29 protein-coding genes, 1 tRNA gene and 1 riboswitch are annotated in these 26408 nt (G+C 54.0%); of the genes, 7 read left to right on the top strand and 23 right to left on the bottom strand.

The features are described from left to right. The first annotated feature begins 58 nt into the window (after positions 1-58). The 5 genes from mtfA to N0B36_RS07420 all read left to right on the top strand — a co-directional run bounded on the left by mtfA (position 59) and on the right by N0B36_RS07420 (position 4697). Entirely contained in the window at positions 59-856 is a 798-nt protein-coding gene (mtfA, locus tag N0B36_RS07400) for a DgsA anti-repressor MtfA (protein WP_259686339.1), read from the top strand. A 99-nt stretch (positions 857-955) separates the two neighbouring features. Further along, a tRNA-Asn gene (locus N0B36_RS07405) sits at positions 956-1031 on the top strand. 262 nt (positions 1032-1293) lie between these two features. Next, positions 1294-2331 carry an extracellular solute-binding protein gene (locus N0B36_RS07410; protein ID WP_200046995.1) on the top strand — a complete coding sequence of 346 codons (1038 nt, stop codon included), beginning with the start codon at positions 1294-1296 and terminating at the stop codon, positions 2329-2331. Continuing rightward, complete coding sequence (locus N0B36_RS07415; protein WP_259686347.1) at positions 2315-4003, top strand: iron ABC transporter permease; 1689 nt, start codon at positions 2315-2317, stop codon at positions 4001-4003. Before N0B36_RS07410 ends, N0B36_RS07415 begins: the two co-directional genes overlap by 17 nt. 10 nt (positions 4004-4013) lie before the next feature. Then, positions 4014-4697 carry an ABC transporter ATP-binding protein gene (locus N0B36_RS07420; protein ID WP_049281910.1) on the top strand — a complete coding sequence of 228 codons (684 nt, stop codon included), beginning with the start codon at positions 4014-4016 and terminating at the stop codon, positions 4695-4697. Positions 4698-4720: 23 nt separating this feature from the next. Here the strand turns inward: N0B36_RS07420 and ldtA are convergent, their stop codons facing one another. The 23 genes from ldtA to pduF all read right to left on the bottom strand — a co-directional run bounded on the left by ldtA (position 4721) and on the right by pduF (position 24781). After that, complete coding sequence (ldtA, locus tag N0B36_RS07425) at positions 4721-5650, bottom strand: L,D-transpeptidase (protein WP_185654816.1); 930 nt, start codon at positions 5648-5650, stop codon at positions 4721-4723. A 125-nt stretch (positions 5651-5775) separates the two neighbouring features. Continuing rightward, entirely contained in the window at positions 5776-6840 is a 1065-nt protein-coding gene (cobT, locus tag N0B36_RS07430; RefSeq protein ID WP_016156857.1) for a nicotinate-nucleotide--dimethylbenzimidazole phosphoribosyltransferase, read from the bottom strand. 24 nt (positions 6841-6864) lie between these two features. Continuing rightward, the gene (gene cobS / locus N0B36_RS07435; RefSeq protein WP_047415506.1) at positions 6865-7608 is read right to left on the bottom strand and encodes an adenosylcobinamide-GDP ribazoletransferase; all 744 of its coding nucleotides are present in this window, start codon (positions 7606-7608) and stop codon (positions 6865-6867) included. After that, on the bottom strand, positions 7605-8150 hold the full coding sequence (cobU, locus tag N0B36_RS07440; protein ID WP_016156859.1) for a bifunctional adenosylcobinamide kinase/adenosylcobinamide-phosphate guanylyltransferase: 546 nt from the start codon (positions 8148-8150) through the stop codon (positions 7605-7607). The genes cobS and cobU overlap by 4 nt, the downstream gene beginning before the upstream one ends. Further along, positions 8147-9667, bottom strand: a complete 1521-nt coding sequence (locus N0B36_RS07445; protein ID WP_047357945.1) for a cobyric acid synthase — start codon at positions 9665-9667, stop codon at positions 8147-8149. Before N0B36_RS07445 ends, cobU begins: the two co-directional genes overlap by 4 nt. Continuing rightward, positions 9664-10479 (bottom strand): energy-coupling factor ABC transporter ATP-binding protein, encoded by an 816-nt coding sequence (locus N0B36_RS07450; RefSeq protein WP_016153514.1) that lies wholly within the window; start codon positions 10477-10479, stop codon positions 9664-9666. The genes N0B36_RS07445 and N0B36_RS07450 overlap by 4 nt, the downstream gene beginning before the upstream one ends. An 8-nt stretch (positions 10480-10487) precedes the next feature. Further along, positions 10488-11165: an energy-coupling factor ABC transporter transmembrane protein gene (locus N0B36_RS07455; RefSeq protein ID WP_259687144.1), complete on the bottom strand. Its 678-nt coding sequence runs from the start codon at positions 11163-11165 to the stop codon at positions 10488-10490. Next, on the bottom strand, positions 11152-11433 hold the full coding sequence (locus N0B36_RS07460; RefSeq protein ID WP_006683999.1) for an energy-coupling factor ABC transporter substrate-binding protein: 282 nt from the start codon (positions 11431-11433) through the stop codon (positions 11152-11154). Before N0B36_RS07460 ends, N0B36_RS07455 begins: the two co-directional genes overlap by 14 nt. A gap of 2 nt (positions 11434-11435) precedes the next feature. After that, positions 11436-12173, bottom strand: coding sequence for a cobalt ECF transporter S component CbiM (cbiM, locus tag N0B36_RS07465; RefSeq protein WP_016153516.1), 738 nt, complete (start codon positions 12171-12173; stop codon positions 11436-11438). Next, entirely contained in the window at positions 12170-12883 is a 714-nt protein-coding gene (locus N0B36_RS07470) for a cobalt-factor II C(20)-methyltransferase (RefSeq protein ID WP_137380784.1), read from the bottom strand. Before N0B36_RS07470 ends, cbiM begins: the two co-directional genes overlap by 4 nt. Next, the gene (cbiK, locus tag N0B36_RS07475; RefSeq protein WP_259686419.1) at positions 12880-13674 is read right to left on the bottom strand and encodes a sirohydrochlorin cobaltochelatase; all 795 of its coding nucleotides are present in this window, start codon (positions 13672-13674) and stop codon (positions 12880-12882) included. Before cbiK ends, N0B36_RS07470 begins: the two co-directional genes overlap by 4 nt. Positions 13675-13684: 10 nt before the next feature. Continuing rightward, positions 13685-14470 carry a cobalt-precorrin-6A reductase gene (locus N0B36_RS07480; protein ID WP_047499027.1) on the bottom strand — a complete coding sequence of 262 codons (786 nt, stop codon included), beginning with the start codon at positions 14468-14470 and terminating at the stop codon, positions 13685-13687. Then, entirely contained in the window at positions 14467-15192 is a 726-nt protein-coding gene (locus tag N0B36_RS07485; protein WP_003030278.1) for a precorrin-3B C(17)-methyltransferase, read from the bottom strand. The genes N0B36_RS07480 and N0B36_RS07485 overlap by 4 nt, the downstream gene beginning before the upstream one ends. Continuing rightward, complete coding sequence (gene cbiG / locus N0B36_RS07490) at positions 15192-16247, bottom strand: cobalt-precorrin 5A hydrolase (protein ID WP_016156866.1); 1056 nt, start codon at positions 16245-16247, stop codon at positions 15192-15194. Before cbiG ends, N0B36_RS07485 begins: the two co-directional genes overlap by 1 nt. Beyond that, positions 16228-17001: a cobalt-precorrin-4 methyltransferase gene (locus N0B36_RS07495; RefSeq protein WP_259686442.1), complete on the bottom strand. Its 774-nt coding sequence runs from the start codon at positions 16999-17001 to the stop codon at positions 16228-16230. The genes cbiG and N0B36_RS07495 overlap by 20 nt, the downstream gene beginning before the upstream one ends. Further along, positions 16994-17563, bottom strand: a complete 570-nt coding sequence (locus N0B36_RS07500) for a decarboxylating cobalt-precorrin-6B (C(15))-methyltransferase (RefSeq protein WP_016153521.1) — start codon at positions 17561-17563, stop codon at positions 16994-16996. Before N0B36_RS07500 ends, N0B36_RS07495 begins: the two co-directional genes overlap by 8 nt. Further along, positions 17553-18158: a cobalt-precorrin-7 (C(5))-methyltransferase gene (locus tag N0B36_RS07505; protein WP_019077093.1), complete on the bottom strand. Its 606-nt coding sequence runs from the start codon at positions 18156-18158 to the stop codon at positions 17553-17555. The genes N0B36_RS07500 and N0B36_RS07505 overlap by 11 nt, the downstream gene beginning before the upstream one ends. Further along, positions 18152-19288: a cobalt-precorrin-5B (C(1))-methyltransferase CbiD gene (gene cbiD / locus N0B36_RS07510; RefSeq protein ID WP_016153523.1), complete on the bottom strand. Its 1137-nt coding sequence runs from the start codon at positions 19286-19288 to the stop codon at positions 18152-18154. The genes N0B36_RS07505 and cbiD overlap by 7 nt, the downstream gene beginning before the upstream one ends. Then, the gene (locus N0B36_RS07515; protein WP_259686452.1) at positions 19285-19917 is read right to left on the bottom strand and encodes a cobalt-precorrin-8 methylmutase; all 633 of its coding nucleotides are present in this window, start codon (positions 19915-19917) and stop codon (positions 19285-19287) included. Before N0B36_RS07515 ends, cbiD begins: the two co-directional genes overlap by 4 nt. 10 nt (positions 19918-19927) lie before the next feature. Continuing rightward, positions 19928-20887 (bottom strand): adenosylcobinamide-phosphate synthase CbiB, encoded by a 960-nt coding sequence (gene cbiB / locus N0B36_RS07520; protein ID WP_094169449.1) that lies wholly within the window; start codon positions 20885-20887, stop codon positions 19928-19930. Continuing rightward, on the bottom strand, positions 20884-22263 hold the full coding sequence (locus tag N0B36_RS07525; RefSeq protein WP_259686480.1) for a cobyrinate a,c-diamide synthase: 1380 nt from the start codon (positions 22261-22263) through the stop codon (positions 20884-20886). Before N0B36_RS07525 ends, cbiB begins: the two co-directional genes overlap by 4 nt. Before the next feature lie 87 nt (positions 22264-22350). Next, a riboswitch (cobalamin riboswitch) is annotated at positions 22351-22526 on the bottom strand. 332 nt (positions 22527-22858) lie between these two features. Beyond that, complete coding sequence (gene pocR, locus N0B36_RS07530; protein ID WP_016153526.1) at positions 22859-23770, bottom strand: transcriptional regulator PocR; 912 nt, start codon at positions 23768-23770, stop codon at positions 22859-22861. A gap of 201 nt (positions 23771-23971) precedes the next feature. After that, complete coding sequence (gene pduF / locus N0B36_RS07535; RefSeq protein ID WP_259686502.1) at positions 23972-24781, bottom strand: propanediol diffusion facilitator PduF; 810 nt, start codon at positions 24779-24781, stop codon at positions 23972-23974. 525 nt (positions 24782-25306) lie between these two features. On the opposite strand from pduF, the gene pduA reads away from it, so the two are divergent. Then, positions 25307-25588, top strand: coding sequence for a propanediol utilization microcompartment protein PduA (gene pduA / locus N0B36_RS07540; RefSeq protein ID WP_003030255.1), 282 nt, complete (start codon positions 25307-25309; stop codon positions 25586-25588). Next, entirely contained in the window at positions 25588-26400 is an 813-nt protein-coding gene (gene pduB, locus N0B36_RS07545; RefSeq protein WP_016153528.1) for a propanediol utilization microcompartment protein PduB, read from the top strand. Before pduA ends, pduB begins: the two co-directional genes overlap by 1 nt. The last annotated feature ends 8 nt before the right edge of the window (positions 26401-26408 follow it).

The raw sequence follows: 26408 nt of genomic DNA on the forward strand, positions 1-26408 counted from the left end.
ATTTTAACAGACCCAGTTCCGTCAATTTCGTTCAAGTGACGAGTTTGCGAGCAAAACGATGATTAAGTGGCCCTGGAAAGAACAAGAAGCAACCCGGAGTGACGATTGGCCGTGGGACAACGCCCTGGCTATTCCCCTTTTGGTGAATCTCACCGAGCAAGAACAAGCCAGACTTATTGCCCTGGCCGAGCGCTTTTTACAACAAAAAAGATTAGTCGCTCTTCAGGGGTTTGAGCTGGACCCACTAAAAAGTGCGCGCATAGCTCTGCTATTCTGTTTACCTGTTCTGGAAATGGGGATTGAGTGGCTCGACGGGTTTCATGAAGTTCTCATCTACCCTGCCCCATTTGTCGTAGACGATGAATGGGAAGACGATATTGGGCTGGTGCATAATCAACGCGTGGTACAGTCCGGGCAGAGTTGGCAACAAGGCCCGATAATCCTCAACTGGCTTGATATTCAGGATTCCTTTGATGCCTCCGGCTTTAATCTGATCATCCATGAAGTGGCGCACAAGCTTGATATGCGTAATGGCGATCGTGCCAGCGGTATTCCGGCGATTCCCCTGCGCGATATCGCCGGTTGGGAACACGACCTGCATGCTGCAATGAACAATATTCAGGATGAGATCGATCTGGTTGGAGAAACTGCGTGCAGTATAGATGCCTACGCAGCGACCGATCCTGCTGAATGCTTTGCCGTGCTATCGGAGTATTTTTTCAGTGCTCCTGAATTATTTGCTCCGCGTTTTCCTGCCTTATGGCAGCGTTTCATCCAGTTTTATCGCCAGAACCCCATGGAGCGGTTACGCGATACCCGGGGAGACGACGATTATCGCTCACCAAACACGCATTAACACTGAATTTGAAGATTAATTAACCAATTGAAATGACGCGCTAATTTTACTGTTGACACCTCATGATGAGGTCAGTAATATGCGCCTCGTTCACACGATTCCTCTGTAGTTCAGTCGGTAGAACGGCGGACTGTTAATCCGTATGTCACTGGTTCGAGTCCAGTCAGAGGAGCCATATTTAAGAAGCCCGCTTAAGGAAACTTAAGCGGGCTTTTTGCTTTTCACGTCTGTGTAAAAGCTGCCTCTATGAGCGCTCAGTCTGCCATAACTCCCCATTCCATGCCGCATCACATCGTTGATTAAAGTTGTGTAAATGTAAATCGTTTAAACTTTGCAATTATTGTAAGTGCTAGTGATTATCATTTATTGTACGCGAGCCAAAAGAACGAGTCCCGACTCGGTTCACTGTATGTTCCAATTACTCTGGGATAAAAACGATGAATGCTCTGACTCGCACCGGATTGCGCCGTAGCACGCTTGCCTCCGCCCTCCTCTTCTCTGTCAGCCTGCCGGCTTTCGCTCAGGAAACGTTAACGCTTTACACCACCCGTGAACCGGGCCTGATCCAGCCTTTACTTGATAGCTGGACTAAAACCAGCGGTATCAAAGTAAGTACGGTCTATATCAAAGACGGTATGCTTGAGCGTGTTAAGGCTGAAGGCAAAAACTCCCCTGCCGACCTGCTGATGACCGTCGATGCCGGAAATCTCATCGATTTAGTTGAAGCTGGCGTCACCCAGCCGGTAGAGTCAGAAGCGCTGAAAGCCGCCATTCCGGCGAATCTGCGCGGCGCGGATAATCAGTGGTTTGCGCTTTCTATGCGCGCCCGCGTACTGTATGCCGAGAAGTCGCTGCCAATCGATAACTGGCATTACGAACAGCTCGCCAGCCCAGAATACAAAGGTAAAGTTTGTATTCGTTCCGGTCAGCACCCCTACAACACGGCGCTGATCGCCGCGATGATTGCCCATCATGGTGAAGCTAAAACCGAAGAATGGCTGCGCGGCGTGAAGGCTAACCTGGCGCGTAAAGCCACCGGCGGCGACCGCGATGTTGCCCGCGATATCCTCGGCGGAATTTGTGATATTGGTCTGGCTAACTCCTATTACGTCGGTCATATGAAGAACGCCAAAGAAGGCAGCGATGCGCGTCAGTGGGGCGATGCCATAAAAGTCGTTAAACCCACCTTTGAAAATGGTGGTACGCACGTCAACATCAGCGGTGCAGCCGTTGCCCGCTATGCGCCGAATAAAGCCGATGCCGTTAAGCTGATGGAATATCTGGTTTCCGCGCCTGCCCAGCAGCAGTACGCGAAAGCGAACTTCGAATATCCGGTACTGAAAGGCGTAACGCTTGACCCGGTTATCAGCGCCACAATCGGTGAAATCGATGTCGATAAAACGCCGCTCACCGAAATCGTGAAGTATCGTAAACAAGCTAGCCTGCTGGTAGATAAAGTTGGATTCGATCAATAAATCTCTGCAGTTTCCGACGTTACGCGGCCTGGTTTCCGGGCCGCAGTCATTATTAACGCCGTTGCATCTTGGCGCGCTGTGCGTCGCACTTGGCGTCCTGACCCCCATCGTTGCGCTGATCTGGCAGGCCACTCAGGCTGATTTATCCCACTGGGATAATCTTATGACATATGTACTGCCTTCAGCGCTAAAAAACACCGTGCTGTTGCTAGCGGGTGTCGCGATAATGGTTGGCGTCATTGGCGTAGGCAGCGCATGGGCGGTAACGGCATGGGATTTCCCTGGGCGAAAAATTCTCAGTTGGGCGCTGCTGTTGCCGCTGGCAATGCCGACCTACATCGTTGCCTTTGCATGGCTCGATCTGCTGCATCCGATTGGCCCGTTGCAAACCTTTATCCGTTTTATACTGGGCTTTGACAACCCGCGACAGTTCCGCCTGCCCGATTTACGTTCCCTTTCCGGCGCAATAATCCTGCTCGGATTAGTACTTTATCCTTACGTGTACCTGACAACCCGCGCCATGTTTATCAGCCAGCCGGCCCATCTATTGGAAGCAGCGCGTACGCTGGGATGCAGCGCGACCGGGACCTTTTTTCGTGTTGCACTCCCCATGGCACGCCCGGCAATGGCCGTCGGGATCAGTCTGGCGTTGCTGGAGACGCTTAACGATATTGGCGCGTCGGAGTTTCTCGGGGTACAAACGTTAACCGTTACCGTATACACCACGTGGATCTCTCGCTCTGATTTATCTGCCGCAGCGCAAATCGCCTGCATGATGCTGATGTTTATATTCTTTATTCTGACGCTGGAATTTTATGGCCGCAGAAAACAGGGATTCAGCAGCCGTAGCCTGCGGGAAATTCAACCCACCCGCGTGCAAGGCTGGCGTGGCTGGCTACTCGGTGTCGTTATTTCGCTGCCGGTTGTGCTGGGCTTTCTGGCCCCGGTGCTGTTTTTAATCTGGGAAAGCGCCAAACGTATAGGTGACGAGAGCCCTATATCCTCCTCGTTACTGGCTGCATTACAAAATACGTTATCACTGGCCGCGGGAACCACGTTGGTGGTGGTTTGCGTCAGTATGTTGGTGGCCTGGAGCGCGCGGCATAGCGCCGCAGATAACGCGATGCCAGGATTTCGCCGTGGTGTAATGCGTCTGGCTTCTTTAGGCTACGCGGTTCCCGGTACAATTCTGGCGATTGGTTTTTTAACCCCCGCCATGGCAGTCGACCGCTGGCTGGCAGATTTACTGGATGTTCGCGGCCTGCCGCTGATGTCCGCCGGGATCCTGCTGGTAATTTGTTGTGCCATGCGTTTCCAGGCGATTGCTATCGGCGCACTGGATTCCGGCCTGGGCCGCATTCCGCCTTCGCTGGAGCAGGCTTCTCGTCTGTTGGGTGAGAATGGTGCCGGCACATTTGCACGAGTTCATTTCCCATTGCTGCGCCCGGCGTTAGTGAGTAGCGCCCTGCTGGTTTTTGCCGATGCTATGAAAGAACTGCCAACAACGTTGCTGTTGCGCCCGGTAAACTTCGAAACGCTGGCAACGTTGCTGTATGCAGAAGCCGCCCGTGGAACCTATGAAGAAGGTGCTATCGCCGCGCTAATGATTGTTTTAGCTGGCACGCTACCGGTTATTTTGTTGGTGCGTCACCAGATGACTCGCCGTGGTTAAGAGAGTAACAATGTCAGAAATTGCATTACGACTCCAGGATGTGCATGTTGCCTACGGCAACAGCCAGCAATCGGTGCTGAGCGGGTTTTCAATGTCGGTACGTAAAGGAGAGATCGCCTGTCTACTGGGCGCTTCAGGTTGCGGAAAAACCACCGTGTTACGCGCAGTTGCCGGATTTGAACGGCTGCGAAGCGGAGAGATCTATGTGTCGCAGCGCCGCGTTGCCGGTTCCGGTGTTCATCTGCCGCCGGAAAAACGGCATGTCGGCATGGTCTTTCAGGAATATGCGTTATTCCCTCACCTGACCGCGCAACAAAACGTGGCCTTTGGGTTACGACGTATGCCGCGTGAGCAGCAGCAGGTCCGGGTGGCGGAGCTGTTAAAAATGGTGGAGTTGCACAGTCATGCCGGCCGTTATCCGCATGAACTGTCCGGCGGTCAACAGCAGCGTATCGCTCTTGCGCGCGCGCTGGCGCCGCATCCGGAAATCCTGCTGCTCGATGAGCCTTTCTCCAGCCTTGATAAGCGCACGCGTGAGCGTCTTGGCAACGAGGTGCGGGATATTTTGCGTGCCGCCGGGCAAACGGCACTGCTGGTTACACACAGCGAACACGAGGCGCAGCTAATGGCAGACCATATTGGCGTGGTAAAAATGGGCCAGTATCAAATTAAAAAAGCGACCCACTCAGGCTAAGGGTCACAGGGTCGCCTTGAAAATTAGTAATGGGTCTGAGTCAGACTGATATTCACCGGCATGCCGGAGCGTCTTTCCAGTGCCTGATTTCCGCGACTCATATCCACGTCATTCCCGCTGATGAAGGTGCGCAGCGCGGGGGTGACTGGCAAGGGAACTTTTCTGTCAGACTCGTATTCCGACCGGTTTCGTGACAGTGGTTCATGCACTTCCACCCAGCGACTACCGTCAGGCTCTACGCTGTATTTCACCGGTCGGTCTATCAGTTGCACACGCGTCCCTACCGGTACGGTATCAAACAGATATTTAATGTCGTCATTACGCAAACGGATACACCCCTGACTTACCCGCAGACCAATACCGAAATTCGCATTTGTGCCATGAATGGCATAAAGCCTACCGATATAAATCGCATACAGTCCCATCGGGTTATCTGGCCCGGCAGGAACAAACGCCGGCAGGCTTTCCCCACGAGCTGCGTATTCGCGCCGGGTATTCGGCGTAGGCGTCCAGCTTGGTGCTTCCTGCTTACGTTCTACCGCCGTCACCCAGTTACGCGGCGTTTCTCTACCCGCCTGGCCAATGCCAATGGGTAAAACCTCAACCGTATTGCTGCCAGCGGGATAATAGTAAAGGCGCATTTCTGCGACGTTGATTACGATCCCCTCGCGTACAGTATCCGGTAATATCAGTTGCTGTGGCACAACCAGCGTAGAGCCAGACTTAGGCAGAAAAACATCCACGCCGGGATTGGCCTCCAGCATATTGCTCAACCCCTGTCCGTACTGCGCGGCAAAAGCTTCCAACGGCTGAGTGTTTCCTGAAGGTACCGTAATGGTCAAAGGGCTCCCCACCAGGCGACTGCCTTCAGGCGGGAGCGGATAACTCACCGCCTGCGCGCTCTGACTCACGAGCAGCATAATGAGTGAACAAAGCAGTTTTACACGACGCATTTTTTTCCTTTCCTTCGCCGCAGCAGATATCCGTTTATTATAGCTTTTATTATCTGTTTTAGTGGGTTACGCCTAAAATCCGCATAAAAAAACCCGCCATAAGGCGGGGTCAGGAACTCACGTAACTATGCTTCCTTACCATCCGGAAGCACAATGTTACTGGCGGCAAGCTGCCCCATGTTGTTGTACATTGCACAGGCGGCTTCAACAATCGGCATCGCCAGCGCGGCCCCGCTGCCTTCACCCAAACGCATCCCCATATTGAGATACGGCTCCAGTTCAAGATGCGCCAGCGCGGTGCGAGCCCCCTTCTCGGCGGAGAAATGTGACGGGATCAGGTAAGGTTTAATCTGCGGCGCAATCTGGCAGGCCGCCAGCGCAGCGGAATAAGAGAGAAAACCGTCCAGCACGACCGGCAGGCCGCAGGAGGCCGCCCCCAACATCACACCCGCCATGCCGACCAGATCAAACCCGCCTACCTTAGCCAGCACATCGATACCGTCATTGCGATCCGGTTGATTGACGGCAATTGCTCGCCGCACAACATCGACTTTATTGCCTACTCTTGAAAGCGGCAGGTTAGCGCCGATACCCACCACATCCTCGGCATCGCTGCCGGTCAGCACGCTGACGATTGCCGCCGCTGGTGTCGTATTTGCCATACCAAGTTCACCGACGCCAAACAGCGTTACGCCATCTTTGGCCAGCTCATGGGTATAGCGGATAACCTCCAGCAGCAGCTCCTCGGCCTGCGAACGACTCATTGCCGGGCCTTGTGCAATATTGCCGCAGCCGCGCGCCACACGCATATTCACCACGCCAGGGATAAGCTCAGCATCGATGCCGACATCAATCACATGTACCTTTGCCCCCGCCTGAGCGGCCAGCACACAAACGCCTGTCGTCCCACGCGTCATATTAGCAGCCTGAATAGCCGTGACGATTTTAGGCGAAACGGCAACCCCTTCATCCCATACACCGTGATCGGCGCACATCACCAGCATCGCTTTGCCATTCACATGCGGTACGCCCTTCAGACCCGGCATTCCGGCCAGTTGCACGGCGAGCGACTCGAGTCGACCAAGACTTCCTGGCGGTTTAAGCAAGCCATCGACATGCTGCTGTGCACGCAGCATCGCAGCACTATCAGGTGAAGGGATTGCGTGGAGTAAAGAGGTTAAAGTCTGCATAAGGGTTCCAGTATGTTGGCTGACTCAGAGCAGAGCCAGCAGGAAAATCAACTCGCCAAGTTCAATGGCTGCGCCCAGCGTATCGCCGGTCTGCCCACCCAACGTGCGTTTTAATAACTGCCCAAGAATAAAAATCGCCACTATCGTGATAACCAGCGCCGCCACGCCGCGCATGCCAGGAAGAAGCACGGCAGCCAGGATCGCCGCAAATCCCAACGTGACGCAGGTTTGACGCCCGGTGACTTTACCGATAAAGACATTGCCCAGCCCTTCTTCGCGGGCGTAGCGATGTCGATACATCAGTAAAACAGCGGTACCCCGCCCGGCGACACAAGCGGCTGCAAGCGCCGCCAGCATCGGCGTGCCCCGCAAAGCCAGTTCGCTCACCACCAGCACTTTCGCCAGCAACACGAAAATTAACGCCAGTCCACCGTGGGTCCCCAGGCGGCTGTCACGCATGATTTCCAGCATCCGCTCGCGTCGACGGGCCGAAAAAATACCGTCACAGGTATCCGCCAGACCGTCGAGATGGAATCCCCCGGTCAATAACGCCAGCGTGAGGACTGCAAACAGGGCCGCCAACGGCACCCCACACCAGGGCTGCAGCGCCATAAAGACCAGCCCCGTCAGCCCTCCCAGCACCACGCCAATTAGCGGGAACATCACAATGCCACGTGAATAGTGCTCGAAATCCAGTCCTTGCGACCAGCGAGCAGGAACGGGCAAGCGACTAATAAAAGAGAGCATTGCCCAGAACAACTTACTCATTTAATTTTGACTCCAATTCCTGATACCACCAGCCAGACCTCATCAGCCGCCGCCGCCAGTCGCTGGTTCACACGTCCTGCAATATCGCGAAAATGCCGTGCCAGACGGTTCTCCGGAACAATCCCCATTCCGACTTCGTTAGTGACCAGCACAACCTTCGCCGGACAACGCTGACAGGCCGCAATCAGCGAACGAATTTCATCCTCAATAGATTGCTCCATCGCCGCGTAATCCCAGCTATCCGGGTCGCTATCACCGCCCAGCGCAAACAACAGGTTGGTCACCATCGTGGTGATGCACTCCAGCAGAATGGCTTCTTGTGGATCGTTTGCTGCCGTAATCAGTTCATCGAGATGTTGCCAGCGTTCGGCTGTCCGCCAGTGCGCAGGACGTCCGTCACGATGATGCTGAATTCGCGCAGCCATCTCCTCATCAAAAATCTGCGAAGTCGCGATATACAAAACGTTTGGAGAGTCTGCGATCAGCGCTTCCGCATGCCGACTCTTGCCGCTTCGTGCGCCGCCAGTCACCAGAATCATCATACTGGCTCCCGGTGTTGCTGCATGATGGTATAAATTTTCTCAATATCGATGTGTTGCCGCATCGCATCCGCCAGCAGATCAAACTGCTGCGATTTATATTGCGCGTAATGGAAGGTGGAATCCAGCGGCGCTAACCCTTTACGTTCTCGCAGGCCATTAACCAGCGCACGGGTAAATTCATCGCTGTCGAACAGACCGTGAAGATAGGTGCCGAACGCCAGGCCATCGGCAGTGACCGCGCCATCAGCCACGTTGCCACCGTCTTTACGCAGCGTCATCACCGACCGGCATTCCTCGGTTAATGCCGTTTCGCCCATATGAATTTCATAACCGCGTACGGATAATCCCGCGGTACCCGCCAGCCAGTCCGGCAGCGAGGAGGACATTTGTCCCTCAACCAGGGTCGTGGTTTTGTGCTGGGCAAAATGCGTTACGGTATTGAGCAAGCCCAGACCCGGCAACGTACCGAGTCCTGACTCAACTTCATCAATGATGGTTTCGCCGAGCATTTGATAGCCACCGCAAATCCCCACCACGGGTACGTTATTACGATGTAATTGCACCACGCCATGCGCCATCCCGCTTTCACGCAGCCACACCAGATCGCCCAGGGTGTTTTTGCTGCCGGGCAGAATCACCAGATCGGCCCCCGCCAACTCTTCAGGCTGGCGAACATAGCGCACGCGCACATCCGGCTGTGCGGCAAGCGCATTGAAATCAGTAAAGTTAGAAATGTGTGGTATCTGAACAACGGCGATATCGATGTCGCGTTTGTCTGTGCGCAAATATTTGCCCTTTTGCAGCGCAACGCCATCTTCATCTTCCAGGTCAACGTCCAGCCATGGCATGACGCCCAGGACCGGAACGCCGGTCAGCGCTTCAATTTGCTCAATCCCGGAATACAGCAACGCCACATCACCGCGAAACTTATTGATGATCACCCCTTTTACCCTGGCGCGTTCATGGTCGTGCAGTAGCGCCAGCGTGCCGTAAATGGAGGCAAACACCCCGCCGCGGTCGATATCCGCCACCAGGACGACAGGGCACTGTGCCATTTCAGCCATCCCCATATTGACGATATCGCGATCGCGCAGGTTAATCTCAGCCGGGCTTCCCGCCCCTTCCAGTACCAGCACATCGAACTCCTGCGCCAGACTGTTATAAACAGACAGGATTTGATCCCGTAGTTTCGGTTTGTACTCGTGGTAGCTCACCGCATCCATATCGGTTGCCACTTTGCCCATCAGCACAACCTGCGCTTTACGATCGCTGGTCGGCTTAAGCAGCACCGGATTCATACGCACATCTGGCGTAATACCGGCGGCCTCAGCCTGAAAAATTTGCGCGCGGCCCATCTCTTTGCCCTCTGGCGTAATGCCAGAGTTCAGCGCCATGTTCTGCGATTTGAACGGTGCGGTACGCAGTCCATCCTGATAAAAAATTCGACACAGACCGGCGACCAACACGCTTTTACCTACATCAGATGCCGTTCCCTGCAACATTATTGCCTGCGTCATGACGCCTCCTTCAGTGCGTTCTCTCGCATACAGCTAAAAAATTCAGCCTCTGTTTTACACAGCGGGAAGCCCAGCTCGGTATGCAGCTTCACCAGCCAGGGCTGAGTTAATCCCGCTTGTTCAATAAGATCCGTCCGGGCAAACACATCACCCGGCGAGCCGTGCGTTAGCACTTCACCCCGGCGTAAAACGTACACTGCATCGCTGACTTCATAGATAAGATCGATATCATGGCTGGAGATAACCACGTGGTTTCCTTGCGCTACGATGCGTTTGATTATCTCAATCATCTGCGTGCGGCCTGATGGGTCAAGGCCCGCAGTAGGTTCATCCAGTAGCAAATACTGCGCCTGCAACACCAACGCCCCTGCAATCGCCACACGTTTTTTTTGCCCGTGGCTTAAACACTGAATAGGCTGATGGCGAAAATGCTGGGCATCAACCAGCGTGAGCGCATCATCCACCCGGCGGGAGATTTCAGTCTCATCCACCCCAAGGTTGCGCAGGCTGAAGGCAATATCGCTGTCGATATCGGTATAAAAAATTTGCTGGTCGGGATCCTGAAATACGGTTGCCACCTGCTGACGCAGCGCCAGCAGGCCGCGCTTGCTGTAATCCAGCGGTTTGCCTTGCCACATCACCGCGCCTTCCTGCGGGCGCAGTAAACCACTCAGGTTCATAAACAGCGTGGATTTCCCGCAGCCATTAGCACCGACCAGCCCGGTGACGGCATGCGTTGAAAAGTCCAGCGTTAGCCCTTTGAGGATCGGGTCATCCTGATAGCGAAACCAAAGCGCTGAAGTGGCAAGCATACTTTTCCTTACAGGTGAAAATCACCCTGATACAGTTTGATATCCAGTGTGGTGGTCATTTGCTGGTAGCGGATCAACACGCGGGTAAACAGCAATCCCACCAGCATCGCCAGCGAGCGATAGCCCAACGGCAAGCTACGATAACCAAAACGTAGCGTTTGTGCGCGATGAATAGCCAGCGCCTCGTCTAACAGGATAAAAATAAAGCGCCAGGTTAGCAGGATCTGCTCAGTGAGCAGGCGAGGAACGTGCGCGCGTTTGAGTAAGATAATCAATTGCGGAAACGGCAGATTCAGGACCAGCCAGAACGTCGCCGCCAGCGCAGCCAGGCTGCGCCAGAAGGTTTCATTGGCGGTGACAAGCCCTGGCGCGCTAACGCCTAACCAATAGCTTCCAACGGGGATGCTGGCCAGCAGCGTCTGCGGATCGCGGCTAAAACTAAACAGAATGGTCACGACGCCGACCGTCAGAAAACCAAACGGTAATGCCATCCAACGACACCAGCGCCAGAAGGAAATGCGCAGTAGCCAGCAGCTCAGCACGGCAATCAGTAACAGCTCAATACCCTGCCCCAACGGGGGCAGAGTAAACGCCAGAATCATCATCATCAGCCAGAGCAGAAATTTCCGCACGGGTGAGACATGAAACCAGCGGCTTTGATAGCTAAGCCTGTCAAGCCCGGTCATCACGGCGTTGCCTGCCCTTGGTGTAACCCAGAATGTAGAAAATCACGGCTGCGCCCAGCGATCCCTGAAGCGTAAACAGCAGGCTTTCAATCTCACCGCTTGCCGGTTCATACAACGGCTGGAACCACGGCTCATAATGTGGGGCAATTGCCTGAATCTGACTCTCCGCCTCACCGTCTGAGCCGCCGTACTCTCCACCATGGTTGATAAAGAACGGCAGGATCACCAGCGCCACTACCATCCCTAACAAAATCAGCGTCTTTTTCATCGTTAATGTCCTTGAGCGGTAATCAACTGCCGTTTGGTTAACTGGTCATAAATCATTACGGTGAGCAGACCTTCCGCTATCGCAATTGGGATCTGCGTCAGGCAGAAAATCCCCATGAACTTGATGATTGAACCCGTAGCACCGGCGGATGGGTCCGGGAACGCCACGCCCAGTTGCACCGAGGTCACGAAATAGGTGACGAGATCCGCTAGCATCGCGCACAGGAAGACGCAAACATCACGACGCAACCCCGCACGGCAGGCCATTTTCCACACCATGTAACCCACCACCGGGCCAATCACCGCCATCGACATGCCGTTAGCGCCAAGCGTTGTCAAACCACCGTGCGCCAGCAAAAGCGCCTGGAACAGCAGGACGATTGCCCCAAGGATTGCCACCACGCCCGGTCCAAACAGGATAACCGCCAGGCCTACCCCGGTAGGGTGCGAGCAACTTCCGGTAACAGAAGGAATTTTCAGCGCCGACAGCACAAAAATAAACGCGCCGCACAGAGCCAGTAACACTTTTTGGTGACTATCTTCCTGCACGATTTGGCGCAGCCGCACCAGCCCGTACCACAGGCACGGTAAAAACAGCAGCCACCAGGCCAGCGCCCACATCGGTGGCAAGAAACCTTCCATTATGTGCATGGCGAACGCTTGTTCAGGAACAACCATCAGTAATAACGCCGCAGCCAACCCGCTGAAAGACAGCTGTTTTAGCTGTTGTTCAAGCTTCATTGTGCATACTCCCACTGTTTATTGACCAGAATGGTCGAGAAATAAGGCAGCGGCTGATCGTCGCTCACCTCATCGAGATGACGCCAGCACTGTTCACCCGGCAGCGTGGCTTCAGACATCATCAATGCACAGCCCAACAAACCCTCTTGTTGCAGCAGCGCTTTGATGCGCGCAAAACGACCGTATACCTTCATCAGCACCAGACTGTCATGCTGCTTTAACGCCTGCTGGATTTCCGCTTCCGGCGCGGTACAGGAGACCACGGCCAGTGACTGTTGCTCCATGGCGAGCGGCGTTTTTGAACGCGCGGAAATCGCAGCGAAAGAGGTCACGCCCGGGACGATTTCTAACCAGTCAGGACAGCCAATACGCTGGAGTAAAAAAACCCAGGTGCTGAACAGCATGGCGTCGCCGAGAGTAATAAAGCCCACTTGCTTACCCGCTTCGACTTCCTGAACCAGTGCGGCCGCAACGTCATCCCATACCGCCTCTTTTTCGGCGCTGTCAGCACTCATAGGAAAATGGCAGCAGCGAACTTCGGTCTGCTCGCCGATATATTCACGTACGATCGACAGCGCCAGACTGTCGCCACCTTTGCGCCCGGCAGGCGCATAGAGAATATCCAGCGTACCCAGCGTGCGTGCGGCCCGCACGGTGATAAGATCGGAAGCGCCTGGCCCGGTGCTTAATGCGTACAGTTTTCCGCTCATGCTGCTTCCTCCAGCGCCACATTAAGCGCCTGTTGTAAATGCGCCACGAACATAGCGCGAACCGCAGGATTCTCACCCAGACCACTGAGCCACGGCGTAGCCGGTATCCCGGCCGCATTGAACAATGTTTTCCACGAATCCTCTTCGTCAGAGGCCATATCATTGATGGCATGATCGCCAGCAACTAACATCAGCGGCATCAGATGCACCGCCGTCACCCCTTCCTGAGACAAACTTTCAATTAACACATCGACTTCCGGGTAGCTTTCCACCGCCCCAACCCGCGCCGGGTAGCGCTGTGCCGTCATCATATGGTCGAGGCAGGCATAGGCGGCAAAGGCATGATGGCTGGCACCGTGTCCCATAAACACCACTTTTTCATTTTCGCCAAGCACCGGCATTTGCTGTTGCAGCGCCAGCATCAGCAGGGCGTAATCGTCATGGCTGCTCAGCAGCGGAACCCCCAGCGTCAGGCGAGAAAAAAGCGGGCGCATGCTTTGCACTTCGCGGACAATTTTTTCGTATTCATCACCGTTGATAATGTGCAGCGACTGAATAGCCACGTCCTGATACCCCTGCTCCGCCAGCTTTTGCAGCGCCTGCAGCGGCGTGTCGATCTCAATGCCGTCGCGCTGCTTGAGCTTGCGGATAATCATCCCGGAGGTAAACGCCCGAAACAGGTCGCGGTCAGGGCAACTGGCTGCGAGATCGCGCTCGCAAGCCACAATATTTTTCTCACAGGTGTCGTGATAGCTGGTGCCAAAGCTGACCACCAGAAGCGCCTTTTTCATCTCTAACTCCTTAAGCAGCGGCCAGCCAGCGCGTTAAACGCGCCCCAAAGGCGGCCTGACTTTCCAGTAACTCTTCTCCCGTCACCAACGGTGCCGGACGTGTAATCACGATGCAGGGGATACCAGCATCCAGACAGGGTTGAACTTTTTCCTGATAACCACCTTCCGCACCGGATGCCTTAGTGATCACCACATCAGCCTGACACTGGCGATAAAACGCAGCGTTGAACTCGGCGCTAAACGGCCCGCACAATGCAAAAATCTCACCGACGCCAAATCCCAGGTCCGCGCATTGCTGAATAACCTCGGGTACAGGCAGGACGCGCGCCAGCAGCGTTTTTTCAGGCAACCCTTCGCGCCAGATAGCCAGATCTTTACTGCCGGTCGTCAGCAGCACGCGGTCGCCGAAACGGCGCGCAACCTCGCAGGCTTGCTGAATACTCTGAACGGTATGAAGCTGCGGGTGAGTTAAACCGCTCAACTGCTCAGGACGTTGATAGCGGCTCAGCAGTACCCCCGCCGCTTCGCAGGCGTTCATGATGTTGCGGCTCACCACCTCGGCATACGGATGCGAGGCGTCTATCACCCAGCGCGTCCGATTTTCCTGTAGCCAGGCAATCATTTGTTCGCGCTCCAGACGCCCGCAGCGCACCTGACCTTTGATATCTCCCGCCAGCTGCTTCCCCGTTGGGGTCGCAACTGACAGGGTGTAGGCCACATTGGCTGCGTCCAGTTGCTGGCACAGCATGCGCGCATCGCTGGTACCGCCCATGACCAACACATCACCGTAATTCACAGCACATAACCTCGTGGCGTGATCATCAGGCCGTCCTGAACATAGGTTGTTTTGTTGCCAACGATCACAAGGCTGGTCATATCAACCGGTTCAAAGTCCATTTCACCCAGGGTGGTCAACCATTTTTCCTGTTTTTTACGTCCGGCTGACTTCACAATACCCACCGGCGTTTGCGCGCTCTTGCTGGCAGAAAGCAGCTCAAATGCGCGCGCCAGATGTCCTTCGCGACCCCGACTGCGCGGGTTGTAGAAACAGATAACAAAGTCTGCTTCGCCGGCAGCCACTATGCGTTTTTCGATAACTGGCCACGGAGTTAACAGATCGCTCAAGCTGATGTGGCAAAAGTCGTGCATCAACGGCGCGCCCAGCAAAGAGGCGGCGGCAATGCTGGCCGTCATTCCCGGGATCAGCCTGACCTCAACGTCCAGCTTTTGCTTGCTGACCAGCTCAAGCACCAGCCCGGCCATACCGTAAATCCCTGCATCACCGCTGCTGATCAGCGCCACATTGTGACCTGCCTGCGCCAGTTCGATCGCCGCCTGGCAGCGTTCAATCTCTTTGCACATCCCGGTTTTGATCACCTGCTTGTCGCCAGTGAACGCTTTTACCAGGTGGGTGTAGGTTTTATAGCCAACAATGATTTCCGCTGCCTGCAATGCTTCAACGGCTTCCATGGTCATCATTGCCTGCGAGCCAGGGCCAATTCCAATTACGCTTAACATCAGTGTGAAACTCCCAAAGTGATAGTGACGCCCTGTTCTCGCAGGGTCTCGCCTAACAGTTTTCCGTGGCTCAGCAGCCAGGCTGCAGGACCGGAAACGCTTCCTGTACCCACCGTTTTGCGAACAAACGATGAGGCCGGGAAACGGTGTTCATGCTCACGCAGCGCGTCAGCAGTAAAGGTTTCGAAAGGAACGCGACAGCACGAAGCCAGTTGGATAAGTCCCTGTTCATCTTTTTTCAGCGTGATACTGCCAATCGCTTTAAGCGCCAGCGGATCGAGCTGCTGGGCTTCGAGTTGCCTGGCAAGCAGCGCGGCCAGCAACGGGAACGGCGTGTCACGACGACAACCAATTCCGGCCACAACACGCTGCGGCACCAGCTTCCAGTGCGGAACAGGCAGATCGGGTAAGTTGGTGCGTAAGGTGATACACACCAGCGCATCCAGTTCAGGAAGCTGATTGAGATCGGTTACCGTGATAAATCCGCGCCGGTCGCAATGACTGACATCCTGCGTCAGTTCGTCATCCCACCACAGCCCCACCCGCTTATTACTGACCAGCATCTGATTAACGATCTTCACCGCCGAACGGAAATCACACATCCGGGCATTCAGTTGAAATGCCAGCGTATCCAGTGCCGCCATATCGTTGACATCCGTCGCAGTGGTGATCACCGGATCGGCGCCCAACATGCCCGCCAGATACCGCGCCAGCGCATTGGCACCGCCCGCGTGACCGGAGAGCAGGCTGATGACATGCTGGGCGCGTTCATCAATGACCACCACCGCCGGATCGCAAAATTTGTCGTTGACCAGCGGGGCCAGCACGCGCACCGCAATGCCGGTCGCACCGATAAAAATCAGCGCCGAGTAATTCGCAAACGCTTCGCGGGCGGTATTCGCAAAGCCGTTTTCGAAAGGAATGAATCCCTCCTCCAGCAGCTTTTCACTGGTAAAACAGGTGACCGGCAGCATGGCCGCCAGACGTTTTGCCAGCGTAACGCCTCCCGGGGTCAGGCAAAAAAGCGCAATTGACTCAGGCTTTACGGTATTCATGGCTAAAGTCCGCCGCATAGAGTTTGGAGTAGTGATACTCCGAGCCCAGGAAATTACCGACCAGAATAAGGGCCGTTTTACGGATGCCCGCATCACGAACCTTGTCGCCAATATCCACCAGGGTACCGCGCACAGTCTGGCTTTCCGGCCAGGTTGCCTTGTAGATCACCGCCACGGGCGTGGTCGCCGGATAACCGCCTTCAATCAAACGCTCGGCCACACGATGAATACGCTGAACGGACAGGTAAATCGCCATAGATGTCTGGTGACTGGCAAATGACTCCAGCTGTTCGCGCTCCGGCACCGGCGTGCGTCCTTCCAGGCGGGTAATGATCAGGCTCTGTGAGACCTCAGGCACGGTATACTCAACGCCCAACTCCGCCGCCGCGCCAAGGAATGCGCTGACGCCGGGCACCACCTGCCAGTCAATCCCGCGTTTGGTCAGTTCCTCGCCCTGCTCGCGCACGGAACCGTACAGCGAAACATCGCCGGTTTGCAGACGCACCACGGTCTTACCCGCTTTCACTCCGGCTTCCATCAGATCAAGGATCTGCTCCAGATGCAGTTCAGCGCTGTCGTGGCATTCAGCACCAGCAGGGCAATATTCCAGCAATTCCGTGTTAATCAGCGAGCCGGCGTAGATAACAACCTGCGCCTGCTGTAGCAACCGGTAACCTTTGAGGGTAATCAGCTCGCGATCGCCAGGACCTGCGCCAACAAACCACACGCTACGGGGATCAAAAATCTCAGACATGGTTTCCTTCCTTCTGACAGGCGATAACAAATACGGGGTTATTCGGTTTGAAATAGTGACCACTGCCAAGCGTGGTAAGCGAGGAAACCTGTAGCTGCAGGCAATCCACTCCCGGTACGCCAAGATGGTCCAGATGTGCCAGCGCGGTGTTGAGGTTTTCCTGGAGGATGAATGTCATCACCAGCCGCCCTGCGGGATGCAATTGACGCATTGACCAGTCAATCAGTTCAGTCAAATGGCCACCGCTGCCGCCCATGAAAATGGCATCGGCTTTTTCAGCGATGGTCATCGGCGCAACACCGGGAAAAATGTCGATGTTTGCACAGGCAAAATGCTGGCGGTTTTCATCCAGCAACCTGAGCGCCGCCGGGTTACGCTCGATTGCCGTCACGCGCAATCCAGGGTATTGCAGCGCGGCTTCTATCGACACGCTGCCGGTTCCCGCGCCAATATCAATCAGGTGACTGGCGCGGTGTAATTCAAGTTTTGAGAGGGCAAGTGCACGTACCGCTTCTTTGGTCATCGGCACTTTCTCTCCACGTAAAAACAGCTCATCTTTCATCAAGGATCACCACTGCATTCATGTCATAGTCGGCGTTAACTTCGTTCACAGGCAGGAAATGGATCCGCTCGTTTTCCATTGCCAGGTTTTCGCCAATCACCATCCAGCGATGTCCCTTGCCTCGTGCAATGAGCTGCTGCGCAATTTCACGCGGGCCACACTGCGCATCTGTCACCATCGCCACCTTGTTATGTCGCGCCAGTTCATCGAAACAGACGCTGCGACCATGGCTACTGGTCAGCCACATATCGTTCATATCAATACCGGACTGCGCACACAGGTACTGCACCGCGCTAATACCGGGAATAATGCGCACATTTTCAATACCAAAATGCGCCACCATGCGCGTCCCGATGCCGTAAAACAGCGGATCGCCAGATGCCAGCACCACAACGCGTTGCTCCTGGTGCGCGCAAATCCAGTTCAAAAGTTCGAGAATATTGGCGCCGAGAACAAACTGTTCACCGGTAAAATCCGGGAATTGCTGCAAATGCCGCTTTCCACCGACCAGAACATCAGCCGTTGCGACCGCTTCACGCGCCGCAGGCGTCATCAAATGCAAACCGGCTGGTCCCATCCCTACAACGGTTAACATTGCATCTCCTCAGCAATCTCTGCGACCGGGCGATTACTTCCAAGCACCTGATTATCAAAAGAGAACATGATGGCGTCACAGGTCGGGGGATTTTTGGTAAAGCGCAACGTTTGCAGGACGCGCATACAGATGCGCTTAGCCAGATGGTTGTAAATGTGCTGAAAACCGTATGCTTCTATGTGTTCCATCGCCGCCTCGGTGGTATCGCAGTCGCTGACCAGCGTGAGCAGTTCCAGCGGCGCACCCAGTAACGCGAGGTGGGCCACCAGCGTTTCCATGCGAGCATCGGCAATATGGCTGTGGGTATGAAAGATCCCCGCCGCAATTTTGACGAGCTTACCAGGGTGTCCCACCAACACAATTTGTCGGAACCCCAGACGTACGGCTTCTTCAATCATGTAGCCGACAAAATTGCTCATAGTGACCACAACCTGGGTGTCGATCCCCATCTGCTCACGCACAAAACGTTCGCCGTGGTTTCCTGGCACCAGTACGACACGCTCCAGCCCCGCCGCTCGCTTAATTTCCAGTTCCAGCGACAGTGAACGTTTCCAGCTTTCTTCTGACATCGGCGTGACGATCCCAGTCGTACCAATGATCGAAATGCCGCCCAGAATGCCAAGGCGAGAGTTGTAGGTTTTTTGCGCCCGCTCTTCGCCTTCCGGCGCGAAGATTTCAATTTGCGCCCCACGATTCGGACCAATCGCCTCACGAACCGCAGACTCAATGGTCTGGCGAGGTGTGCGATTAATCGCCGAACTGCCCACCGGCAGGCCGATCCCTTTGCGGGTTACCGTGCCAACGCCTTCCCCGCCCTGAAGGGTTATCTCTTTGCTATCGTTTAACGTCACGCGGGCAAAAATCAGCATGCCGTGGGTGGCATCCACATCATCGCCACCGTCTTTGCGGATGGCGGCTATCGCCTGCTGTCCTTCGATATGCGGTGACTCTACGTTCAGACACAGCGTCACACCTGATGGCGTCACGATAGAAACCTGATGGATCAGGTGCTGGCGCAATACCATCAGCGCCGCCACTTTTGCCGCCGCCGTCGCGCACGATCCCGTGGTATATCCTTTACGCAGCGCTTTACCGTTGTGCCACACCGGCGTATCGAAGGACTCGCTCATCGCGCCCCCTGCATGTGATAAAGCATGGCGTTGACGATCGCGGCGGCGACGTTACTTCCCCCTTTACGACCTAACGCAGCAATGGCGGGTAGATTGCTTTGGGTCAGTGCATCTTTCGACTCTTCTGCACCGACGAACCCAACCGGTACGCCAACGACGCCACTGACGGCCACATCATGCTCAAGCAGGCGGAACAGCGCTGTCGGCGCGTTGCCAAAAACAAACAGCTTTTCACCCTCTTCCTTCACCGCAATGTCAACGGCCGCCATTGACCGGGTAATGCCCTGCTCTTTTGCCGTCCGCACGACCCGCGGGTCGCTGATGTAGCAGCGGCATTCGCCACCGAATTTTGCCAGCAGCGTTTTATTAATCCCTGAAAGGGCCATAGTGGTGTCGGTATAAATCACGCTCGAACGGCTAAGCGCCGCACAGAACTGCTCCAGCACATCACTGGAAAACCACAGAATGTCCAGCCAGTCGAAATCCGCTGTCGTGTGAATAACCCGCTTGATAATGGCTTCATGTAACGGGCTGGCAAACTGATAGTCCGGGCGGGTTTCACGGATGATCTCGCCAATAATGTCGAAACTTTTGGCCTCAATCGACTGGGGTTGCTGGATATATTGCATTGTGTTGTCCTCAGGCTACACCGACCAGCAGCCACCGCAGCGCAATAAACAGCGCCAGTGCCAGCATCGATGCCACCCACATCAATCGAATCGTATGGGAAATGTCGTCTACCGAAATGTCGCGTTGTGCATCACCGATCCACGGTTTCTCAACGCGCTCGCCAAAGTAGTCATTAGGACCACCCAGACGAATTCCTAATGCCCCGGCAACGGACGCTTCTGACCACGCGCAGTTGGGGCTGCTGTGGTTGTAGCGATCGCGCCAGCCAATCTGCAAAGCACGCGCGCCGTCCTGGCGACATAAAAATGCCGCTGCGCCCAGCAGCAGCCAACTTAGTCTCGCGGGAATATAATTTGCGACATCGTCCAGACGAGCGCTGACCATACCGATAGCGCGGTATTTTTCATGTTTGTAGCCCACCATGGAGTCAAGGGTGTTTACCGCTTTGTAGGCCATCGCCAGAGGCGCACCGCCGAGGAGCAAGAAGAACAGCGGCGCGATGATGCCATCAACGGTGTTCTCAGCCACGGTTTCCACTACGCCGCGATTGATCTGCTGTGGCTGTAATTGCGAGGTATCACGTCCTACAATCCATGACAGCTTTTCCCGACTTGCAGCAAGGTTACCGGCACGTAGCGGACGCTCGACATCCTGCGCGGCATTTGCCAGGCAGCGCCCGGCCAGCACGGTAAAGATCATCCAGACCTCAACCACCCAACCAAGCCAGGGATGAATAGAGTGCGCCAGCGCCAGTACTCCCCAGGACACAGCCCAGGTCAGCCCCACCACCACAATCCACATCACCCCGCCACCGATGCGTAGCGCACGGTCGCTATGGCAGTAACGCCGAACAACCCGTTGCACCGCAGAAATCAGATTGCCAATCCAGCGCACCGGATGCGGCCAGTTCTGCGGATCGCCGATGATAAAATCAAGCAGCCAGGCAACACACCACGCGAGGATGGTCATAGTGCGCTCCTCGCGGCTGCCAGCCAGTGGTTAAGCATCTGCGGACGTTGAGCAAAATGAACGTGTAGATAGCTGGCAAAGGTATTTCCCACCTGCCAACCGCCGGACCAGGCTTGCAGCGTTTTGCCATCGCGCACTTTGCGACAGTTCATCACCGCGGAGGTTTCAGGGGTAAAATCGGAGTAGTGGAATTCATGTCCGCGCAGCACTTCGCCTTCTGCAGCTAACAACGTTTGCTGCGCGGCCTGCGCTTCGCAGTAGCCAAATCGGGTCAGACGTTTTCCCATTTTGCTATGACCGGGAATGATATCCGCCATCAGCCAGGTATCACCCTGGCTGTCTTCCAGCGAACTGCCGAGATACATCAGCCCCCCGCACTCGGCATAAATCGCGACACCCTGCCGGTGCGCCGCCCGCAGTTGGTTAAGCATCGCAATATTACGGGCCAACGCCGCAGCATGTAACTCAGGATAGCCACCCCCTAGCCAGATCATCTGACAGTCGGGTAAACAGGTGTCGTGCAACGGGCTAAAACGGACAATCTTAAGCCCCGTGCGCTCCAGTAGCGCAATGTTGTCCGGGTAGTAGAAGTTGAACGCTTCGTCATCGGCGATGGCAAGCGTTAGCCCTGCCCCGGCGTCTGCGGCGGGCAACGCTGGCCATTCACCCGCAGGAAGCGTGTCTAACTGGCTTAATCTCAGCAGCGCGTCAATATCAAGGGTTTGCTCCAGCGTCGCGGCAAACGCCTGCCACGGCTGCTGGTTGATAACCGACTCACGCGCGGTAACTAACCCCAGATGACGCTCAGGAAGCGCAACGCCTTCCATACGGGGAACGTAGCCTAAGACGGGTACAGCGCAGTAACGCTCAATCGCCACTTTCAGGAGCTGGTAATGCGTTTCGCTGTTAACCCGATTAACAATAACGCCGGCAATATTCAGGGTTGGATCAAAATGCTGAAACCCCATTACCGTCGCGGCGATCGAGGTGGAAACGGCTTTGCCATCAACCAGTAGGATAACCGGACAGCCTAACTGTTTGGCCATCGCGGCGGTGCTGCAGTAGTTTGGGTCGGTGCCATATCCGTCATACAACCCCATAACGCCTTCAATAACGGCGATATCCGCATGTTTCATGTGCTCGCGAAATAAAGCATTCAGGGTGGGGACGGGAAGCATGAAGCTATCAAGATTGCGGGAAGCAGTGCCGCATACCGCGGTATGCCAGCCAGTATCAAGGTAATCGGGGCCTACTTTGCAAGGCTGGACGCGTAAACCGCGTTTTTTCAACAAGCTCAACAAGCCCAGCGTCACCGTGGTTTTACCACAGCCGCTTCCGGTACCTGCAAGAACAAAAGCGTGAAAATTGGCCGCCATACCCTGATCCTGTTCAGGGTGGTAGGGGTGTAAAGATACCCAGTCTCTCGACTGTATGCATCTGAACCACCCACTTCCCACCGAAGTTGTTGGTAGTCACTGACAGGCAGGTCTTCTGGCTTAGCGTCATCCTCACCCGTCCTTCCCAATCTTGCGATCAGTGGTCAATACGGGGTCGTCAGCATCACAGCAGCGGGGGCTGCGGGGGATTCTCACCCCCTTCCCTACCACAAATGTGGCAAACCTGTCAGTTCAAGAGCCTGATTAATTAAGCTCTCTGTTATGAGGTAAATTCACGACCTCATGACAATAATTCAATTTAATATCTTGCCGGGTTCATTCAACCAATTACCTGGCATAAACCCACTTATTCATATGCTCGCATTCTGAATGAAAGTGCCAACAAAGAATAAAGAAAGTCATTCACAGAGACACTGTATCTCATCACAAAAATAAAAACTGGTGCAGTTTATCCCTCTAATACTAATATTTTGTTGCGCTATGACAATTTATTGACTGCTGTCGCTACTTTTCATTTTATAATGACTGGCATAGCGCCCTATATCAAAAATCGGCAATAGCAAAATATTGCCATTTAAGCGGATTCGCCACGTGAAATGACATTTATTTGCTGGCGAAATGCCTGCGGCGTGACCTGATACGTTTGACGAAAAACTTTGCAAAAATAACTGGTTTGCGAAAATCCTAAATTACGCGCAATGCTGGCTATGCTCCAGTCACTGTGGCAAAGCAGCTCTTTTGCACTGGCCATTCGCTGCTGGTTTACCCATGCGTTAAAACCGATCCCATGATATTTTTTGAACAATTTGCTGAAATAGTAAGGGCTAAGGTAAACATGAGAGGCGACATCCTCCAGACGCAATTCGTCTGATAAATGCGCATCAATATAGCGCAGTGCTTTTTTCATTTTGCTGTCATGAGGATTGGTGCTGCGGTTAGCGCGTACCGGCTCTGACTGCTGCGGGTTATCTTTGATAACCACAAAATTAAGTTGTTTCTTAAGGCAATTTTCTACGATGAGCTTCAGCAGATCAGCTGAGGCGATGACTCGCGAATAGTCCATTTCCGGTACATTACGAAACTCGTTGACCAGTTCGGGATCGGCTTGCCAGCGGTCATCTACATTCAGAATATCAACCAAACCAACATCGTTACTTAAGCGTACCTGGCCACAAAGCACAAACCCTACCAGGTGCCCCGCAATGACCAGCGGAATTGAGAAATCGGTAAGTCCGGCGTGACAGCGATAGATGCAGGGTTGATCGGATTTAGAGGCTTCCAGCCCTCCACAGCGATCGCTCATACGACAACGGGTACTGTGCTGAGGATGCTGGCGCATCAACTGGCAAAAAGGGGTGAAATTAAAAAGCTCAGAAATTTCATCACCGTGAATATTGACAACCACAACGGCCAGACTGGTGGCCTGCGCAAAATCCTGTGCGATTTTATTAATGAGTTCTGAGTTCAGGGCACTCGCAGAAATCATGATAAAACCTCTCAGTTAATTTATTGTTATAAATAAAACATATTATTCACATTCATTTTCACCCTGCCATCCTGAGCATTGATGAAAGTCGTAATTGAACATAACAAAAGTCTCCCATTCTTGGGAGACTTTTTGGGCAGTTCAGGATACCGGATCACGAAAACAGTTTTTACTTTTCAAAAATAAACTTCTTCTGTGAAGCTAGCTCTCATTTTCGTCCAGCTTACACGTATTACAGGGTAAATTTTTGCCAATCAAATAACGATAAATTGCTGCACCCGCGCACGCGCCGATGATAGGGGCCACAATCGGTACAATGAAATAAGGGATATCGCGCCCACCGGTCATCGCAACATCTCTCCACCCGGCCATCCAGGTAAACAATTTAGGGCCAAAATCACGCGCCGGATTCATCGCAAATCCGGTGAGCGGACCGGTGGATGCGCCGATAACAGCAACCAGAATACCAATCAGCAATGGTGCCAACGGACCTTTAGGTACGCCGTTACCGTCGTCAGTCAGCGCCATGATCATCCCCATAAGAATGGAGGTAATCACCACTTCGACCAACGCTGCCTGCCAGACGCTGAGCGCCGCCGCAGGATAGGTACTAAAAATACTGGCAAGGTGCAGGCTTTCCAGACTGCCGCGCACCATCTGGTGGGCCGACTCATACTCGGTAAACAGACTGCCGTAGAGCAAATAAGCCAGCAAAGCGCCACCAAAGGCCCCCGCGACCTGCGCCACAGTGTAAGGTAAAACTTTGCGCCCCGGAAAACAGGCAAACAGCCACAGTGCGATGGTGATAGCAGGGTTGAGATGCGCGCCAGAAATCCCGGCCGTCAGGTAGACTGCAAGCGAGATCCCCAGCCCCCAAATGATGCAGATTTCCCACAATCCCAGGCTGGCACCTGCGACTTTCAGAGCGCTCAGGCAGCCAATACCAAAAAACAAAAACAGCCCGGTACCCAAAAACTCAGCAATGCATTGCGCTTTTAGTGAATCGTTCATTGTGACACCTTCTAAGCAGAGTTCGTGTCTTTACCAGCGGACTCCTTACTGGCAAGTAGAATACTTCGAGGCTTACTATAAAAGGCCGTATCAGCAAATTGTTGGCATTCTGCGGATAGCCTGCCCTTTAAAATCGTGGTGCAATAGCAAATTCTTGCTACGCACTTTATTAAAACATTAGAGACAATCGGGATTACGCGTATTACACGGACATTTTCAAAACAATAAAATATTGCTATTAGCAGAAATCCGTTTTCAAACCACCATCACAATTTCATTTTTTTCGCATAGCAAATGATATTTATAATGTCACCAGAAAAAGTGTAAATGTGGAACTGACATAACTAAATAATCATATCAATAAAATTTAATATATCCATTAAAAACAATAAGTTAAAATGATTAATAGCAATTTTATATCACCTTACCTCTATTATTTTTTCACTCTCAATTTCAAGTCAGCCATTCTTTTTCCTCGCTTCTTTTTATAGTCATGAACATCGGGACAACCCAGGCGAGGTCTTTATGCAACAAGAAGCGTTAGGAATGGTAGAAACCAAAGGCTTGACTGCAGCCATAGAGGCCGCAGATGCAATGGTGAAGTCAGCCAATGTAATGCTGGTCGGCTACGAAAAAATTGGTTCGGGGCTGGTAACAGTCATTGTCCGCGGCGATGTTGGCGCAGTCAAAGCAGCAACAGATGCAGGTGCCGCCGCAGCACGTAATGTGGGAGAAGTGAAAGCCGTACACGTCATCCCACGCCCTCACACCGATGTAGAAAAAATCTTACCGAAGGGAATTAGCTAATGAGCAGCAATGAGCTGGTTGATCAGATCATGGCGCAGGTGATTGCTCGCGTGGCAACGCCGGAACAGCAGGCTATCCCTGAAAATAATCCTCCAACACGAGAAACGGCTATGGCAGAGAAAAGCTGCAGTTTAACGGAGTTTGTCGGTACTGCGATTGGCGACACCGTCGGTCTGGTAATCGCCAACGTGGACAGCGCCCTACTGGACGCAATGAAACTTGAAAAACGGTATCGCTCCATTGGCATCCTGGGCGCGCGTACTGGTGCAGGCCCGCACATCATGGCCGCAGATGAAGCGGTAAAAGCCACCAATACTGAAGTCGTCAGTATTGAGTTGCCACGTGATACCAAAGGCGGCGCGGGTCACGGTTCGCTGATTATTCTCGGCGGCAACGATGTTTCCGACGTGAAACGCGGAATTGAGGTTGCGCTGAAAGAACTGGATCGCACCTTTGGCGATGTGTATGCCAACGAAGCCGGTCACATCGAGATGCAATACACCGCACGCGCCAGCTACGCGCTGGAAAAAGCCTTTGGTGCACCGATTGGCCGTGCCTGTGGCGTGATCGTCGGCGCGCCGGCATCCGTTGGTGTCCTGATGGCTGATACTGCGCTGAAATCCGCCAACGTGGAAGTAGTGGCCTACAGCTCCCCAGCCCATGGCACCAGCTTCAGTAACGAAGCCATTCTGGTCATTTCAGGCGATTCCGGCGCTGTACGTCAGGCCGTTATCTCCGCCCGCGAAATCGGTAAAACCGTACTCGGGACCCTCGGCTCAGAACCGAAAAACGATCGTCCGTCCTACATCTGATATCAGTG

Origin of the sequence: Citrobacter sp. XY323 (assembly GCF_025106035.1) — a bacterium.
GTDB classification, from domain to species: Bacteria; Pseudomonadota; Gammaproteobacteria; order Enterobacterales; family Enterobacteriaceae; genus Citrobacter; species Citrobacter braakii.

What these genes read in the sequence shown, in the direction of transcription:
- pduB (WP_016153528.1), top strand. Translation starts at nt 25,588, where the DNA reads ATGAGCAGCAATGAGCTGGTTGATCAGATCATGGCGCAGGTGATTGCT.
- N0B36_RS07410 (WP_200046995.1), top strand. Translation starts at nt 1,294, where the DNA reads ATGAATGCTCTGACTCGCACCGGATTGCGCCGTAGCACGCTTGCCTCC.
- cbiM (WP_016153516.1), bottom strand. Translation starts at nt 12,173, where the DNA reads ATGAAGCTTGAACAACAGCTAAAACAGCTGTCTTTCAGCGGGTTGGCT.
- cobT (WP_016156857.1), bottom strand. Translation starts at nt 6,840, where the DNA reads ATGCAGACTTTAACCTCTTTACTCCACGCAATCCCTTCACCTGATAGT.
- N0B36_RS07515 (WP_259686452.1), bottom strand. Translation starts at nt 19,917, where the DNA reads ATGCAATATATCCAGCAACCCCAGTCGATTGAGGCCAAAAGTTTCGAC.
- cbiB (WP_094169449.1), bottom strand. Translation starts at nt 20,887, where the DNA reads ATGACCATCCTCGCGTGGTGTGTTGCCTGGCTGCTTGATTTTATCATC.
- N0B36_RS07450 (WP_016153514.1), bottom strand. Translation starts at nt 10,479, where the DNA reads ATGCTTGCCACTTCAGCGCTTTGGTTTCGCTATCAGGATGACCCGATC.
- N0B36_RS07485 (WP_003030278.1), bottom strand. Translation starts at nt 15,192, where the DNA reads ATGTTAAGCGTAATTGGAATTGGCCCTGGCTCGCAGGCAATGATGACC.
- N0B36_RS07420 (WP_049281910.1), top strand. Translation starts at nt 4,014, where the DNA reads ATGTCAGAAATTGCATTACGACTCCAGGATGTGCATGTTGCCTACGGC.
- cobS (WP_047415506.1), bottom strand. Translation starts at nt 7,608, where the DNA reads ATGAGTAAGTTGTTCTGGGCAATGCTCTCTTTTATTAGTCGCTTGCCC.
- N0B36_RS07455 (WP_259687144.1), bottom strand. Translation starts at nt 11,165, where the DNA reads ATGACCGGGCTTGACAGGCTTAGCTATCAAAGCCGCTGGTTTCATGTC.
- cbiK (WP_259686419.1), bottom strand. Translation starts at nt 13,674, where the DNA reads ATGAAAAAGGCGCTTCTGGTGGTCAGCTTTGGCACCAGCTATCACGAC.
- pocR (WP_016153526.1), bottom strand. Translation starts at nt 23,770, where the DNA reads ATGATTTCTGCGAGTGCCCTGAACTCAGAACTCATTAATAAAATCGCA.
- ldtA (WP_185654816.1), bottom strand. Translation starts at nt 5,650, where the DNA reads ATGCGTCGTGTAAAACTGCTTTGTTCACTCATTATGCTGCTCGTGAGT.
- N0B36_RS07495 (WP_259686442.1), bottom strand. Translation starts at nt 17,001, where the DNA reads ATGTCTGAGATTTTTGATCCCCGTAGCGTGTGGTTTGTTGGCGCAGGT.
- pduA (WP_003030255.1), top strand. Translation starts at nt 25,307, where the DNA reads ATGCAACAAGAAGCGTTAGGAATGGTAGAAACCAAAGGCTTGACTGCA.
- N0B36_RS07505 (WP_019077093.1), bottom strand. Translation starts at nt 18,158, where the DNA reads ATGTTAACCGTTGTAGGGATGGGACCAGCCGGTTTGCATTTGATGACG.
- pduF (WP_259686502.1), bottom strand. Translation starts at nt 24,781, where the DNA reads ATGAACGATTCACTAAAAGCGCAATGCATTGCTGAGTTTTTGGGTACC.
- cobU (WP_016156859.1), bottom strand. Translation starts at nt 8,150, where the DNA reads ATGATGATTCTGGTGACTGGCGGCGCACGAAGCGGCAAGAGTCGGCAT.
- N0B36_RS07460 (WP_006683999.1), bottom strand. Translation starts at nt 11,433, where the DNA reads ATGAAAAAGACGCTGATTTTGTTAGGGATGGTAGTGGCGCTGGTGATC.
- N0B36_RS07470 (WP_137380784.1), bottom strand. Translation starts at nt 12,883, where the DNA reads ATGAGCGGAAAACTGTACGCATTAAGCACCGGGCCAGGCGCTTCCGAT.
- cbiD (WP_016153523.1), bottom strand. Translation starts at nt 19,288, where the DNA reads ATGAGCGAGTCCTTCGATACGCCGGTGTGGCACAACGGTAAAGCGCTG.
- cbiG (WP_016156866.1), bottom strand. Translation starts at nt 16,247, where the DNA reads ATGAATACCGTAAAGCCTGAGTCAATTGCGCTTTTTTGCCTGACCCCG.
- N0B36_RS07500 (WP_016153521.1), bottom strand. Translation starts at nt 17,563, where the DNA reads ATGAAAGATGAGCTGTTTTTACGTGGAGAGAAAGTGCCGATGACCAAA.
- N0B36_RS07525 (WP_259686480.1), bottom strand. Translation starts at nt 22,263, where the DNA reads ATGGCGGCCAATTTTCACGCTTTTGTTCTTGCAGGTACCGGAAGCGGC.
- mtfA (WP_259686339.1), top strand. Translation starts at nt 59, where the DNA reads ATGATTAAGTGGCCCTGGAAAGAACAAGAAGCAACCCGGAGTGACGAT.
- N0B36_RS07445 (WP_047357945.1), bottom strand. Translation starts at nt 9,667, where the DNA reads ATGACGCAGGCAATAATGTTGCAGGGAACGGCATCTGATGTAGGTAAA.